Genomic DNA, 14,467 nt, shown 5'->3' with positions numbered 1-14,467 from the left:
GCGGTGCCGGGCGCTGACGCGTCGATCTTTACGCAATATGGGCAAGGGGCGGGCCTACCCGATCGGCTTGATGTAATAACTCCGCGAGATCCCCTCGATGTCGTGATGGAAGTGAAATGCCTCCGGGCAATCCCTCTCCAATGCATCGAGCACTTCAGGAAGTTCCTCATGGGTCACGATCGTACAGGACCAGATGCAGCGGCTCTGCCGAGTAGCCGCCTATGCCACGCTGGATGGTGTAGGTGCGATGTGGCGCGGCTCCCGTGATGGCCTTGCCGATGGCGTCCGGCTCCTTGCTGAAGGCGGTGATCATCACCAGCTTGAACTTGCGGAAGAAGTTGTTGAGCGTCTCCGCGCCGGTGAAGATGAAGATGCTGGTGTACATCAGCGTGTTGATCACCGGCTCGATGTGCCGGGAACTGAAATACTCCATCGCCAGACCGAAGACGCAGGAAACCGCCGCGGAGATCACCGCGATGCTTCCGACCGGCTTCAGATATTTCATCGCGAAGTAAGCGCCGAGAATATCCTCATCCCCGGTCGATCCGCGCAGGCGCAGCGCCAGTGCCTTCGCCAGGCCGGAAAGAATGCCGCCGAAGAGGACGAGGATCAGGCGTTCCTGCTGGAAGTCTGCCATCTTCATCTCCGGCAGCAAGGGCAGGGTCAGCAGCACCATCCCGACCGTCAGCGAGGTCCGGATCGCGAAGGTCCGGCTGATCTTCCGGTAGGCGAAGATCACCAGGATCGCCTGCGAGATCCCGTAAAGGATCAGGAACAGGGAGTCCGTCTTGAAGTAGTAGCTCAGGGCCGCCGCGATGCCCTCGAAGCCGGTAAGGATGACCTTCGCGGGGAAGACGAAATACTTCAGCGCGACGGCATACAGCAGCCCCGCCGCGGCCATGCCGAGGTATTCAAGGACGCGGTGCCGCCGGTCGAGCCATGTGGAATTGATCAACGCGGGGAGGGTAGTGGGTTTGGAGGGATGGTCGCAAGAAAAGGTGGTTTTTTGGGCGCGAACTCCACAAAGAACGCAGAGTGAAATCCGAGAGCGATCAAGTCCAGGAGCTCATCGAGCACGAGATCCCGGTCGCGATCCAGGCGGACATCGCCAGGCTGCTCGAGCTGTGTTTTCCCAACACCTTCGAGGGCAGGACTTACTATAAGCAATTGCCCGACTTCCGATTGCTGCTTTGGAATCGCGGGATCTTGGCGGGTCAACTCGGCATCGATTCCAGGATGGTCAATATCGGCGGAGATATCCTGAGGGTGTTTGGGATCATCGATCTGTGCGTTCATCCCCAGCAGCGAGGCGAGGGGATAGCCTCGCTCTTGCTTTCAAAGGCGGAGAAAATCGGGCAGCTGCATGATCGTGATTTCCTCGTGCTGATGGCGGATCGCCACGAGGTTTACATGAAATCGGGTTTTACCCGGGTTGAGCCTGCCCACACCAAGTGGCTCGGCATCGACGAACGCAAAAGCGCGGGTGTGATCCAAAGGGATCTGGGAGACTGCTTCCTGATCAAGCCTCTTTCAAACCGACCTTGGCCAAGCGGCGAGATCGACATGCTAGGTTACCTGTTCTAGGTCGAGGGTTGTTGCCGGGCCCCTGCAACGCGGCTTCCAGCGGGGCGCACCAGAAGCCGGGTCAATGTGCGAGATCACAAGCGGCTTGTCAGGAGCTCCTCGCCGGTTTCGGTCGAGGACCGCTTCAAGAAGGCGTCCGGCTTCGGGCGCAGCTTTGAGCCGCCGATCAACGTTTCCCATTGCTCGTCCCCTTGGCAGAAGATGAGGAAGCGTGCGAAGTCCGCAACCTGCTCCCGCTCATTTGGCGGTACGGCCTCGCAAAGCTCGGCGATTTCACGGGGGTCCATGCGAGTAGAGGAGCGCTTTGCTATGCGGACTCGGCTTTGACGATCTCTCCAGCCTCGGTGGTCTTCGAATTCGGATTCTCGTAGTTTGCGACGGCCTCGACCAATCGTTCCTCAAACTTGAAAATGTCGAGCGGCACATTCAGAGGGAATTTCTCCTCGTTTTTCTCAGCGTCGAAGAGACCGATGTATTTTTGAGAGTAGTTGAAGCGAAGGCGACAGATCGGCTTGCGATTGTTGTCGTCAAGTAAAACGCCGCAGTAGCTCTTGGTGTCCCGCATCACCACGCGGACAGGCTGAACGTGTTTGGAAAGGATGGCTCTGACGATATGGAATGCTTCCGTCTCCTCGGAAGTGGTCACGACATCCTCTTCGCCAACTGGCGAGTTGTTGGAGGCTCTCGTCTCGGTAGGAGTAATGGAAGTTGACGCAGGGGCTCCGATATTGCCGTCGAGCGCCGATTGGATGCGCTGGGTAACGCGATCTTTGATGAATTCCTTGAAGGTGTCTCCGACTAGCTGGGTGAATTGAGTTTTCACTGCCAACGTGTAGGTCCCGCCGTAAACTTGTTTGGCGAAGTGTCTGACCAAATCGTCGGAAGGGGCCTCAAGCTCTTTAGACAGCAACGCTTGAATCTGCTTCTTGTATTTCAGTTCGCTGGCGGTGGTGAGAATTCTTCCCACATCAAAGGCGGACTTGGAGAACTTCCGTAATTCCTCGATTGCTCTTTGGTCGAGTGAGAGCATCGAAAACTCGAAGAACGGCTTCTCGTCCATCTTGTTGGGTGCCTCGATGTCAGTATAGAACTGGTAGTCGGTGCCGTTCGTCAGAATGGCAAACCTGGCGTCTGTCACGGAAAAATATCTGAAGAGTTGCGACGCGTGGTTGATGTGGAGCTTGGATCCCACGGGCTTGCATTCGATGAGGAGCGCAGGCTTCCCATCTCGCATGATGACGTAGTCGACCTTCTCGCCTTTCTTGGTCCCAACATCCGCAATGAATTCGGGAACGACTTCGGTCGGATCAAAGACATTATACCCGAGGCCGTTGAGGAATGGCAGAACCAACGCATTCTTCGTTGCTTCCTCGGTAAGGAGATGAGGAAGCTGCGAAGGAATGCGGGACGCAATCTGGAGGAGGTGATCGGAAAGATCCATGACGAGTCTCTATCTGATACAGGATATCTTCGCAAGACTGCGTTTCGAGGCTCAGATCGATATTCGGGATTTCTTTGACTCAGGCTGGCGTAAAGTCGTTGTGGCTCTCAGTCAAATTTGACAGGGAGATTTGACCGCAAATTATTCCATGGTCTTTCCTCCGTTCTCTCTGGCTTCCTCCTGTTCAAAGAATCCAAATGCCCAGACTATTTCCCGCGTCGTCCCGGTGACCTACAACTTACCCTTCGGATTGGACGGCGGCGATGCGCATGGGCGGAGCCGACGCTTTCTCCGTCGAGCGATCTTGAATAATCCTCCACCGCAAAGCCCTACCCCTTGACGGCGGGATAGCGGGTGGAACAGTCCTGCATCCCCCCGCATGAGGCGCTTCTACAGGACGCGCGTCGTTGACACCATTCCACCCGGCACTCGTGCCCGGCTGTTATGAGCCGTCCCTGTGGGAGAAGAGCGTCTGTTTCGCTTCTTGAAGAAAGTTGGGATTACTTCGGAATCTCATTCAAGGTGTACCAGCCCTCATCGTGCCACAGCTTCGCTCCGCTGGAGGACTTAACCCCTTTGGCCTGGAGATGGTGGACATGGCCTTGAACCATTCCGTCGACCTTCAACTTCACCTTCTTCTTGTCCGGAGAGACGCTGATGCCGGTGATCTTCGGCGTGACATGATCGACTTCCGGAGAGCCGTATTCGGCGCGGTAGACGTAGGTCCAGGCGTCCATGGAATAGGACTCGGTCTTGCCCGCAGTTGCCGGATCGACGGGTTCGGTGAAGGTGACTTCAAAGCCATCCTTCAGCGCGGAGATGGTCTGCATTTCGAAGGGTGTTTTGCCAGTCCAGCGGACCCGCTCGAAGGTGAAGGGCTTGCTGCCGTTGGAGGCCCAGCCGCGGTTGGTGCCGCCGATGAAGACGGTGCCGTCCTCCGCCTGGCGGACGGGGACGATGCCGGCTTCGAAGCCACTCAGGAAGTGGAAGACGGCACCTTGGTAGACACCGTTGACCCTCTCCAGGCAGACGCGTTGCAACTCGGACTTCGTCTGCTCACCGATGTAGAGTTGCTTCTCCCAAGGGCCGAACTTGCCGCCGGTGGTGTCGCAGGCGATGCCGGAGGGCGAGTTCCCGACCTTCGCATGCGGGAGAACCACTGCGGGGGGCACGAATTCCGGGATGCGCTTGCGTTCGTTGATGATCCGCGAGTTGTCGTTCGGCTGGGTCGGACGTGCGCCAATGGCCTTGGTGTCGGCGTAGAACTTGTTGCCTTCGGGATTGCCCTGGAAGGAGCCCGGCTTGAGCCACTTGAGGGAGGATGAGCCGTTCCAAGGGCCTTGGTTGTCGGTGTAGAAGGCGTCGCCATCGGCATTGAAGCCGATGCCGCCCGGCGAACGGATGCCGGAGCAGGTGGGGATCATCTCGCCCTTCGGGCTGACCCGCATGCACCAGCCGCGGAAGGGGGACTCCGCGGTGAAGGAGCCGGTGAGGCAGAAGACCGTCCAGATGTTGCCCTCCTTGTCCGCCTCCGAGCCGAAGGCGTATTCGTGGTAGTCGCCCTTGATGCCCCAGTCCGAGTTGATCGTCTCGAAGACGTCGGCCCTGCCATCGCCATCGCTGTCCTTGATGCGCGAGACTTCGGGGCGCTGGGTGAGATAGAGCCAGCCGTCCTTCCAGAACATGCCGAGCGGCTCGTGCAGGCCTTCGGCGAATTTTGACCAGGTGACCTGCGTGAGGTCGGAGCCGTAGGCACCGCTGCAGATCCAGAGATCGCCGCGGCGGGAGGCGACGGCTACCTTCTGGTCCGGCATCAGGGCGATCGAGCCGAGTTCCAGGATCTCGCCTGGAGGCATCGGGATCTCCTCGCGGGTGTAGAAGTCGGACTGCTGCTGGGCTTGGGCAGCGGTAGCCAAGGCGCAGAAAAAGAAACCGCGAATGGACGCGAATGGACGCGAATCAATCAAGGGCAGCCTACCTTGGAACTTGGAACTTCTTACTTGGGACTTCGACTTCGGGGTGAACTTCATTTCCACGAGTAGGTGATGGTGGCGGCTTGGCCGGGAGTGAGCTTGAGGAAGGCTTTGCCGTCGCGGCTTTCGAGATCGGCGTGGTCGGTTTGGAGGCTTAGCTTGTCTCCTAGCAGGGTGGCCTGGCCTTCCTTTTTAACGGCCAGCTTCTCGGCGATCAGGATGCTCAGAGGCCCACCGCCGGTGGTGGTCAGGGTGCGGACCAGTGTGGGCGCGCCGTTAGCGGTGCCGGGCTTCCAGCTATCGAGCACGAACTGCTTGCCGACTTGCACGGAGAAGGTCGGGTTGCCGGCGGGATCGAGCTTGTAGCCGCGGAAGCGGGCTTCTCCGGTGAATGCCGGCGAGCCGGCGAGCTTTACGACATTCTCGCCGGCGGGAGCCTGGTTGCCTTGCCCGCGGTCGGTCCAGTGGCGGGAAGCATCCATGAACGCGCCGGTCCAGATCAGCTCGGGGGCGCAGTCATCCGCGCTGTAAACGAGGTTCACGCTGCCCGGGAAGCCGATGCCGATGCCGCGCGGCGTGGTTCCTTCGATGAAGTTCCGGTAGACCACCGCGCGTCCGTTCTGCGGCGTGAGAGGGATCGGTTCGCGGCCACCCTTGATCGAGGTATCGGACAGGCTTTTCCAGCCCGGCACACTGGCATTCCGCCAGGCAAGGGCGATGCCTTCGTTGCCGTGGTATTCGAAGTATTCGACCCGGATCTTATGGACTCCGGCTTCGAGCTTGATCGAGCCATCCTGGCCGCGGCCGCCGTCCATGGGGCCGGTGCCGGTGACCTCCGCAACTTTCTTGCCATCAAGCAGGACGCGCGCGCCGTCATCGGCATCGAGGCGGAAAAGGTATTCGCCGGCCTCAGGGGCGGTGAGATCGCCTTCCCAGGTCATGCCGAAGAGTTCGGTAAAGCCGGCCTTCTTGATGCTGATCTTGCCGGAGTGTTCTTCCTCGATGTTACCGGCCTTGAGCTTGGAGAAGTCCGGGAGCTTCTGCCATTCCCCCTGATAGACCTGCGAGATGAGGTTGGCGATCGGCGGCGCGGGCGGCGGGAGGGGATGGAGCTTGAGGATTTCGGCTTGGGTCCAGGGAACCTTGCGGTCCGCGGTGGCGGCGCGGGTGGCCTTGACGAAGTCCGCGGTCACCGCTTCGGCCTTGTTGCCCCATGAACTGCGGGCATAGCTGAGGATGGCGGCGATCTGGTCGTCCGGCAGCACGCCGCCCTGCGGGGGCATCTCGAGGTTGAACTTGCGGCCATCGACCTCGACCTCGCCATGAAGGCCGTGGAGGACGAGCTTCACCGCGCGGGCGGGATCGCCCCGCACCCAGTCACTGCCGGCGAGCGGCGGGAACTGGCCGCCGGTGGCTCCCTTGCCATCCACGCCATGGCAGGCGGAGCAATAGAGGGTGAAAAGCTGGCCGCCATCCTGGGCATGGAGCGGCAGGGCAAGCAGGGTGGCGAGGAGAACGGCGCGTAGCATCGTGGAAGGAAAACGGATTGAAGATGCAAGGGCTATCCCGCGGATGGGGGAAATGACAGAGATTCCCGGGTCCCCAAAACGGTGACATGCCGACCGGGTTCGGGAAGCAAGTCCCGCCAGCGGCCATCGAGGCGGCTAGCTCCGGAATACTTTGGCGAGCGCCAGCTCCAATCCGGGAAGGATCGCGGTCGTGATCGCCGGATGGGTTCCGTTCTCCAACACGGCAACAGGTTCGTTCTGCTGTTTGGAGAAATCGAAGACTTCGATGGTTTCGGCATCCGGATGGACCAGCCAGAGTTCCTTCACGCCGTGACGGGCGTAAATTTCCCGCTTCACCTTGCGGTCGCGGCGCGCGGTGGATGGCGATAGTACCTCGATGGCGAGGTCGGGAGCGCCTTCGGCCCCTCGGTCGGAGAGCAGGTGAAGGCTCTCCTTCGCGAAGAAGCTGAGGTCCGGACAGAGCACGTCGTGTTCTCCCAGATGGACGTCGAAGGGTGCCATATATAGCTCTCCCGCCGGAGAAGCTTCGAGGTGCAACTGTATCAGAAAATACAGGCGTTGGGCTACCCACTGGTGACTGCGGAAGGGGGAAGGAGCCATGATGATTTCGCCGTCGATGAGTTCCGCGTAAGGGGGGCCTTCACCGAGCGCCATGAAATCGGCGACGGTTTTCTTCCCTTCGATGACGGCGGCCATGGCAACAAGCTAGCAGAAGGTCCGCTGAGGCCAAGGCGGGAGTTCGGTCAGCGGGCCGGGCGATGGGCGCGGTAGTAGCGCTCCAAGCCTAGCGCCACGCAGTCCGCATACTCGCGGAAGATCGAGGGGCGGAGTTTCCCGGCGACATCGCGCAGGCCTTCGTAGTCGCCGGCTTGGATGCGGGTGTGATCCTCCTGCGAATTCATCACGTAGGGCTCGTAGTAGGCCACAGGGCAGCGGTAGAGGCGGTTGGCGAGGAGGTTGCGGGCCCAGAGGTAAGGATTGGCATCGACATCGCGGGCGCTGCTCAGGCCCGGCGTGTAGAGATAAGGCGGCATGGCGGTTCGCTCCACGAAGGCGCTGGCGGCACTGGTGGCGATGGCGGCCTCCTCATCGTGGATGCCCTGCAGGAGCTTCAGGAGGAGATCGTGGCGTTCGTCCGGGCGGGAGACTTCCTCGCCGGTGTAGCCGCCGTTCAGGATCATGTGGAAGTGATTGGCGGGGACCAGGGTAGGGGAGGCGGGATTGCCCCAGGCATCGGCATTGAAGTGCAGGCAGAGGGTGAGGTCGGGCTGGATGGTCTCGTTCACCCGCTTCGCCCGGGCGCGGATCTCGGCTTTACGGTAAAAGAGCAACTCGGCCTGTTTGGCGATGTTGCCGGGAGAAGTTCCGGTGCTCACTTGCGACCGAAGCATTTCGGGGCGGAGTTCGGTCACTGGTTCGAGCTTGTCGCGGACGAGGGTGACGGTGGCGCCAAGGGCTTCGAGCTGCGGCTTGAGCAGTTGGGCGACCCTGAGCGTCATGGTGCCTTCTTCCACCGGCTGGGAGCCGGAGATCTGGAACCAGCGCTCCTCCATTTTGGCCCACGAGCCGCCAATGTGGCCGGGATCGATGGCGACCTTCAGGCCTTCCAAGGGCCTGTCCGCAGGGGCCGGGCCGAGCTGGGAAGGACTCCGCCAGAAGCGCGGCGGCGGGGATTCGAGCCCTTCCGGGGCGAAGCGCAGGCGGAAGATGTCCGCTGGATCGCGCGAGGTGCGGATTTTCACCTCGTCCGTGCCGACCTCGAACCACTCCCGCCACGCCGGGGTGAGGGTGAAGGTGCCGTCGATCAGGCGGAGAAAGGAAGCGCGCGAGATCGTGGACTGATAGTCGTTCAATTCCAGCCAGTTGGGCGTCGAGAAGAGGTCCGCTGTAGAGGTCGGGGGAGGAGGTGCTGGCGGAGCGGGATCGCGCGGACGGAGCCAGAGGATCAGGGCGAATAATCCGATCGAGCAGACGATCAGGAGGGGCAGGCTGCGGACTCTCATCGGGGATTTGACTTGGCGGGCCGGAGGGCGGGGGGGTAAGCCTCGCGGGCCCCCGATTTCATGGAGCCGCTGCGCATACTTTTTCTAGGTGACATTGTCGGTGAACCCGGTCGCAAGGCCGTGATCGAGCATTTGCCCGCGTTGCGCAAGGAACTGGACTTGGATTTCATCATCGTCAACGGCGAGAATTCGGCTGGCGGCCGTGGAATCACGCCACGGATCGCCATCGACCTCCTGCGGGCGGGCGCGGCGGTGATCACCACTGGCGACCATGTCTGGGATCAATCCGAGATCGTCGATTACTTCCCGACCGAGCCGCGCCTGCTGCGACCGATCAATTATCCTGCCGATACGCCTGGCCAAGGCTCGGTCGTGCTGGAGACGCCGAAAGGCCGGGTCGGAGTGATCCAGGCGCAGGGCCGCTCCTTCATGCAGCCGCCGCTGGAAAACCCCTTCCTGGCCGTGGAAGCGGAGGCCGGGCGGCTGCGGGCCGACGGGGTGCAGGTGATTTTCCTGGATTTCCATGCCGAGACCACCAGCGAGAAGATCGCGATGTGCTGGGCGCTGGACGGCAAGGTCTCGGTGGTGGTGGGAACCCACACCCACGTGCAGACGGCGGACGAGCGGATTCTGGAGGGCGGCACCGGTTGCCTGACGGACGCCGGGATGTGCGGACCTGATGCTTCCGTGCTGGGCCGTTCGCCGGATTCCGTGGTCTGGCGCTTCCGCACCGGCATGCCAACCCGTTTTCCGATTGCTTCCGGGCCTGTGAGACTCTGCGGCGCAGTGGCTGAAATGGACCCTGCGACGGGCCGTTGTCTCGAGATTGTGCGCTTCAACCGGCTGCTCGCGGTGAAAGAGGTTGCCACAGCCCTCACGGATTCCATCTAAGTGCTTGAAAATAAATCGGTATAGTCCAGATCACGATTTATCTTCTTTCAACCGAGATTTTTTTTGACAGTATGGCCGACCTTGTTCAACTTCCGCCCCGCTTTTCCCGGAATTGGCCGGTAAATTCGCGGGGGTTTTTCGTCTCACGAAGCCCCTCCGGATTTCCCTGCAGAACCCCGGGGCAGGCGGAACAGATCAGCCGTTAATTGCTCGTGTAGCTCAGGGGTAGAGCGCGTCCTTGGTAAGGACGAGGTCGGGGGTTCAATTCCCCCCACGAGCTCCAGCGGCAGCACTAGCGGACGAGGAGCCCACAGTCTCAAAGCGTAACCACCACAACCATGGCCAAAGAAGCATTCAAGCGGAACAAGCCGCACGTCAACATCGGCACCATCGGTCACGTCGACCACGGCAAGACCACCCTCACCGCAGCCATCACGAATACGCTGGCGGACAAAGGATTTGCAGAAAAGAAGAGCTACGCCGACATCGACGCCGCTCCGGAAGAGCGCGAGCGCGGTATCACGATCAACACCGCTCACGTCGAATACGAGACGGAGAAGCGCCACTACGCCCACGTGGACTGCCCCGGTCACGCCGACTACGTGAAGAACATGATCACCGGCGCCGCCCAGATGGACGGTGGCATCCTCGTGGTGTCCGCCGCCGACGGCCCGATGCCCCAGACCCGCGAGCACATCCTGCTTGCCCGTCAGGTGGGTGTGCCAGCGCTCGTGGTGTTCATGAACAAGGTTGACCTTGTTGACGACGCCGAGCTGCTCGAACTCGTCGAAATGGAAGTCCGCGACCTCCTTTCGACCTACGAATATCCGGGCGACGAGATCCCGATCGTGATGGGTTCCGCGAAGCTCGCCCTCGATGGCGATGCAGCGCAAAAGGAAAACATCTACAAGCTGATGGAAGCCGTCGACTCCTACATCCCGGAGCCGGAGCGCGCCATCGACAAGCCCTTCCTCATGCCTGTGGAAGACGTGTTCTCGATCGAAGGTCGTGGAACGGTCTGCACCGGTCGTGTCGAACGCGGTGTCGTCAAGAAGATGGAAGAAGTCGAGATCATCGGCATCCGCGACACCCAGAAGACGACCGTCACGGACATCGAAATGTTCCGCAAGCTGCTCGACGAAGGTCGTGCAGGTGACAACGTGGGTCTTCTGATCCGCGGTCTGAAGAAGGGCGACGTCGAGCGCGGCCAGGTCATCGCCAAGCCGGGTTCGGTGAAGGCGCACAGCAAGTTCCGCGGTGAGATCTACGTCCTGTCCAAGGACGAAGGTGGTCGCCACACCCCGTTCTTCTCGAACTACCGCCCGCAGTTCTACTTCCGCACCACCGACGTGACCGGAAGCATCAAGCTGCCGGACGGCGTCGAGATGGTCATGCCCGGGGACAACGTGAACCTGGAAGTTGAACTGATCACGCCGATCGCCATGGAGCAGACCATGCGCTTCGCCATCCGCGAAGGCGGTCGCACCGTGGGTGCCGGTCGTGTCAGCGAAATTCTTTGACTAACGTAGGAAGACCCTCAGTCTGTCGCCCCGCGACAACCGGCTGGGACGAATTTCGGGGTACTTCGGCAACTTTGCCGGAGTGCCCCGCCATCGCCTCCACCGGTCACGAAGAATGAAAACGGAAGTAGCTCAATTGGTAGAGTAGCGGTCTCCAAAACCGTTGGTTGTGGGTTCGAGTCCCACCTTCCGTGCCATTTTTCATCTCAACTCTCTCTTTCTCAGGTAATTCCGGCATGTTCGCAAAAGTCTCACGTTTCGCAAGCGAAGTGAAAGGCGAGCTCCGCAAGGCCAACTGGCCTTGGGAGTCCGACCCGAAGATCAAGGGCATCAAGAAGTACAAGGAGTTGGTCGATTCCACCATCGTGGTGCTGATCGCCACCATCCTGCTCGCAGGCTTCGTGTCGTTTTGGGACTTCATCTGCACCACGGTGCTGACTTTCATCACGAAACTCGGTCACTGAGTCTCTTTTTTCCGGCTAGCTTTTTTCATCTCCCGTCATGCCCGCACCTGCTCCAGAAAAACAGTGGTACGTCGTCCATGTCCTTTCCGGACAGGAAGGGCGAGTGAAGGACCGCATTCTCCGTCAACGCGAGTCGGAGGAGATGGGGGACTACATTTTCGAAGTGCTGGTGCCGACCGAAATGGTTTCCGAGATCCGCCGCGGCAAGAAGACTTCCACCAAGCGGAAGTTCTTCCCCGGTTACATCATCGTGAACATGAACCTCCTGACTCCGGATAACCAGCTCGTCGAGAGGACCTGGTATTTTATCAAGGAGATGGAGGGGGTGATCGGTTTCGCCGGCACCAAGGACCGCCCGATCCCGATGCGCCAGAGCGAGGTGGACGGCATGCTTTCCCAGATCAAGGAGCGCGAGGAACACTCCCGCCCCGCCATCAGTTTCGAAGTCGGCGACACCGTGAAGGTGGCCGACGGACCGTTCCAAAGCCAGAACGGCATCGTCGAGGAAATCGACCCCGAGCGCGGCAAGCTGCGCGTGGCGGTGACGATCTTCGGCCGCTCCACGCCGGTGGAGCTTGAATACTGGCAAGTCGAGCGCGCCTGACGCTCCCATCGTTTTCGAACACCCGATCCCGCAATCCCTCTACCACCATGGCCAAGGAAGTCGTTAAAGTCATCAAGCTCCAGATTCCAGCTGGGGCCGCCAACCCGTCCCCGCCCGTCGGTCCCGCTCTCGGCCAAGCCGGTGTGAACATCATGGGCTTCTGCAAGGAGTTCAATGCCTCCACGCAAAGCCAAGCCGGCGACATTCTCCCGGTCGTGATCTCGGTCTACAAGGACAAGAGCTTCACTTTCATCACCAAGAAGCCCCCCGCGGGCAACCTGCTGAAGAAGGCCGCCGGTCTGGCTTCCGGATCCAAGGAAGCGAACAAGATCAAGGTCGGCAAGATCACCAAGGAGAAGCTGATGGAAGTCGTCGCCATCAAGATGCCCGACCTCAATACCAAGGACCCCGAGGCTGCCGCGCGCATCCTGGCCGGCACCGCCCGCCAGATGGGTCTGGAGATCGAAGGCATGTAAACCCTTTCCGCGCTGCTCCCCGGAGTGGTGCCTGAAACCGCAGGAGGGCTCCCAAGGGAGTCCGCCAGCACTGCAAAAACGAAACATGAAGAACCGCAGCAAGCGCTACACAACCGCCGCCGCCCTCGTGCCGGCCGGCAAGACCTACGGCTTGGAAGAAGCTGTCGGCACCGTGAAGAAATTCCCGGCTCCGAAGTTCGACCCGACCGTCACCGTTTCCTTCCACCTCGGCGTGGATCCCCGCAAGAGCGACCAGATGGTCCGTGGCTCCGTCGCCCTGCCGCACGGCTCGGGCAAGAACGTCCGCGTCGCCGTCTTCGCCGCCGGTGCCGCCGCTGAGGCCGCTACCGCGGCCGGTGCCGAATTCGTCGGTTTCGAAGAACTCATCAAGCGCGTCCAAGGCGGCTTCACCGACTTCGACGTCGCGATCGCCACCCCGGACGCGATGACCGAAGTCCGCAAGATCGCCCGTGTTCTCGGTCCACGCGGCCTCATGCCGAACCCGAAGACCGGCACCGTGACCGACGACACCGCGAAGGCGGTCAAGGAAGTCAAGGCCGGTCGTATCGACTACAAGCTGGACAAGAACGGCAACATCTCCGGGGCGGTCGGCAAGGCCTCCTTCACCGAAGAAGCGCTGGTGGACAACGCCCGCGCCTTCATCGAGAGCGTTGTCCGCGCCAAGCCGCCGTCGGCCAAGGGCAACTTCGTCCGCAGCGTGACGGTTGCGGCCTCCATGAGCCCGGGCATCCCGCTGGAGTCGGGTGCCTACACCAAGTCCGTCTAACTTTCCCACGACCATGAATCCCGACAAGAAAGTCATTATCGACGCTCTGTTCGAAAAGGTGAACAGCTCGCCGTACGTGCTCGTGGTGGACTACACCGGCATGACTGTGCCGCAGTTCTCCGAGCTCCGCAACCGCCTGGGTGCCGCCGGTGCCGAGTGCCACGTCGCGAAGAACACCTACATGAAGAAGGCGCTGGCGGAAGCCGGTCTGCCGGACATTGGCGAAGGCCTCATCGGCCAGACCGCTTTCATCACCGGCGACAGCGAAATTTTCGCGGCTGCCAAGGCGATCAAGAACTTCGAAAAGGAGTTCAAGAAGCCCGAGATGAAGGTGGGTATCCTCGGCAAGGCAGTGCTCGATGCCGACAAGCTCAAGGCGATCGCCGACATCCCGTCCCGCGAAGCGGTTCTTTCCCAACTTCTGGCGACGATCCTCGAGCCTTCCACCCGGATCGCGCGCGTCATCCAAAAGAAATTCAATCCCGATGCCGACTCCAAGAAGGACGAAGCACCGGCCGAAGAAGCTGCTGCTGCCGCTGAACCGGTAGCCGAAGCTGCTGCCGAACCAGTGGCGGAAGCTGCTGCCGCGCCAGCCGCCGAAGCCGCCGCGGAACCCGTTGCTGAAGCTTGATACAAATCTGATCAGATGGTCGCAGCGTCTCCCGCCGCTTCCTGAACCCACAATGGTTCCTCGTCGGTCCCGCAGCTGCGGGGCTCAAATGTCCGGAGGCTTCCGGACGCGACGATACCGCAAAGGAGAAATACAATGGCCAATATCGAACAACTCGTTGAAGAACTCGGCAAACTTACCGTTCTGGAAGCTGCCGACCTCGTGAAGAAGCTGGAAGAGACCTGGGGCGTTTCCGCCGCAGCTCCTGTCGGTGTCGCCGGTCCCGCTGCGGTGGCCGAAGTCGCCGAAGAAAAGACCGAATTCGATGTCGTCATCACCGAAGGTGGTGCCAACAAGATCGCCGTCATCAAGGCGGTTCGCGAAGTTTCGCCAGGCCTGGGCCTTGCGGACGCGAAGAAGCTGGTCGAAAGTGCTCCTGCCAAGGTGCTCGAAGGTGTCTCCAAGGACGCCGCCGAAGCTGCCAAGAAGAAGCTCGAAGAAGCCGGTGCCAAGATCGACCTCAAGTAATCCAGTTTACCGGATTTGCTCCGCGGCCGGCTGACCCTGGCCGCGGAGCCATTTCCG

16 protein-coding genes and 2 tRNA genes are annotated in these 14,467 nt (G+C 60.8%); 11 read left to right on the top strand and 7 right to left on the bottom strand.

The window, feature by feature from the left end; genetic code table 11:
* Positions 1 to 166 precede the first annotated feature (166 nt).
* Positions 167 to 955, bottom strand: a complete 789-nt coding sequence (locus ABWK72_RS11410) for a YitT family protein (protein ID WP_367874916.1) — start codon at positions 953 to 955, stop codon at positions 167 to 169.
* Between the two features lie 80 nt (positions 956 to 1,035).
* Between ABWK72_RS11410 and ABWK72_RS11405 the strand changes: the two genes are divergently transcribed.
* Entirely contained in the window at positions 1,036 to 1,584 is a 549-nt protein-coding gene (locus ABWK72_RS11405; protein WP_367874915.1) for a GNAT family N-acetyltransferase, read from the top strand.
* A 74-nt stretch (positions 1,585 to 1,658) separates the two neighbouring features.
* Here the strand turns inward: ABWK72_RS11405 and ABWK72_RS11400 are convergent, their stop codons facing one another.
* The 6 genes from ABWK72_RS11400 to ABWK72_RS11375 form a co-directional block, all read right to left on the bottom strand.
* A complete protein-coding gene (locus ABWK72_RS11400) occupies positions 1,659 to 1,871 on the bottom strand; it encodes a hypothetical protein (protein WP_367874914.1) in 213 nt (70 codons plus the stop codon).
* Between the two features lie 20 nt (positions 1,872 to 1,891).
* The gene (locus ABWK72_RS11395; RefSeq protein WP_367874913.1) at positions 1,892 to 3,025 is read right to left on the bottom strand and encodes a type I restriction endonuclease; all 1,134 of its coding nucleotides are present in this window, start codon (positions 3,023 to 3,025) and stop codon (positions 1,892 to 1,894) included.
* Between the two features lie 500 nt (positions 3,026 to 3,525).
* Entirely contained in the window at positions 3,526 to 4,941 is a 1,416-nt protein-coding gene (locus ABWK72_RS11390; RefSeq protein WP_367874912.1) for a hypothetical protein, read from the bottom strand.
* Between the two features lie 110 nt (positions 4,942 to 5,051).
* Complete coding sequence (locus tag ABWK72_RS11385; protein WP_367874911.1) at positions 5,052 to 6,527, bottom strand: PA14 domain-containing protein; 1,476 nt, start codon at positions 6,525 to 6,527, stop codon at positions 5,052 to 5,054.
* 135 nt (positions 6,528 to 6,662) lie between these two features.
* Entirely contained in the window at positions 6,663 to 7,223 is a 561-nt protein-coding gene (locus tag ABWK72_RS11380; protein WP_367874910.1) for a Uma2 family endonuclease, read from the bottom strand.
* Between the two features lie 47 nt (positions 7,224 to 7,270).
* Positions 7,271 to 8,530: a hypothetical protein gene (locus ABWK72_RS11375; RefSeq protein WP_367874909.1), complete on the bottom strand. Its 1,260-nt coding sequence runs from the start codon at positions 8,528 to 8,530 to the stop codon at positions 7,271 to 7,273.
* Positions 8,531 to 8,590: 60 nt separating this feature from the next.
* On the opposite strand from ABWK72_RS11375, the gene ABWK72_RS11370 reads away from it, so the two are divergent.
* The 10 genes from ABWK72_RS11370 (at position 8,591) to rplL (ending at position 14,410) form a co-directional block, all read left to right on the top strand.
* Positions 8,591 to 9,421: a TIGR00282 family metallophosphoesterase gene (locus ABWK72_RS11370; RefSeq protein ID WP_367874908.1), complete on the top strand. Its 831-nt coding sequence runs from the start codon at positions 8,591 to 8,593 to the stop codon at positions 9,419 to 9,421.
* A 208-nt stretch (positions 9,422 to 9,629) separates the two neighbouring features.
* Positions 9,630 to 9,704 (top strand) — tRNA-Thr (locus ABWK72_RS11365).
* Positions 9,705 to 9,759: 55 nt separating this feature from the next.
* Positions 9,760 to 10,941: an elongation factor Tu gene (gene tuf / locus ABWK72_RS11360; RefSeq protein WP_367874907.1), complete on the top strand. Its 1,182-nt coding sequence runs from the start codon at positions 9,760 to 9,762 to the stop codon at positions 10,939 to 10,941.
* Between the two features lie 121 nt (positions 10,942 to 11,062).
* Positions 11,063 to 11,138 (top strand) — tRNA-Trp (locus ABWK72_RS11355).
* 72 nt (positions 11,139 to 11,210) lie between these two features.
* On the top strand, positions 11,211 to 11,405 hold the full coding sequence (locus tag ABWK72_RS11350) for a preprotein translocase subunit SecE (RefSeq protein WP_367874906.1): 195 nt from the start codon (positions 11,211 to 11,213) through the stop codon (positions 11,403 to 11,405).
* Positions 11,406 to 11,442: 37 nt separating this feature from the next.
* Entirely contained in the window at positions 11,443 to 12,009 is a 567-nt protein-coding gene (gene nusG, locus ABWK72_RS11345) for a transcription termination/antitermination protein NusG (RefSeq protein ID WP_367874905.1), read from the top strand.
* A 47-nt stretch (positions 12,010 to 12,056) separates the two neighbouring features.
* Positions 12,057 to 12,485, top strand: coding sequence for a 50S ribosomal protein L11 (rplK, locus tag ABWK72_RS11340; protein WP_367874904.1), 429 nt, complete (start codon positions 12,057 to 12,059; stop codon positions 12,483 to 12,485).
* A gap of 85 nt (positions 12,486 to 12,570) precedes the next feature.
* A complete protein-coding gene (gene rplA, locus ABWK72_RS11335) occupies positions 12,571 to 13,272 on the top strand; it encodes a 50S ribosomal protein L1 (protein WP_367874903.1) in 702 nt (233 codons plus the stop codon).
* A gap of 13 nt (positions 13,273 to 13,285) precedes the next feature.
* On the top strand, positions 13,286 to 13,903 hold the full coding sequence (rplJ, locus tag ABWK72_RS11330) for a 50S ribosomal protein L10 (RefSeq protein ID WP_367874902.1): 618 nt from the start codon (positions 13,286 to 13,288) through the stop codon (positions 13,901 to 13,903).
* Positions 13,904 to 14,038: 135 nt separating this feature from the next.
* The gene (rplL, locus tag ABWK72_RS11325; protein ID WP_367874901.1) at positions 14,039 to 14,410 is read left to right on the top strand and encodes a 50S ribosomal protein L7/L12; all 372 of its coding nucleotides are present in this window, start codon (positions 14,039 to 14,041) and stop codon (positions 14,408 to 14,410) included.
* The last annotated feature ends 57 nt before the right edge of the window (positions 14,411 to 14,467 follow it).

Origin of the sequence: Luteolibacter sp. Populi (genome assembly GCF_040801775.1) — a bacterium.
Lineage (GTDB): Bacteria > Verrucomicrobiota > Verrucomicrobiia > Verrucomicrobiales > Akkermansiaceae > Haloferula.
Note: the sequence above shows the minus strand (reverse complement) of the source record. Positions and strands in the feature narration are given on the sequence as shown.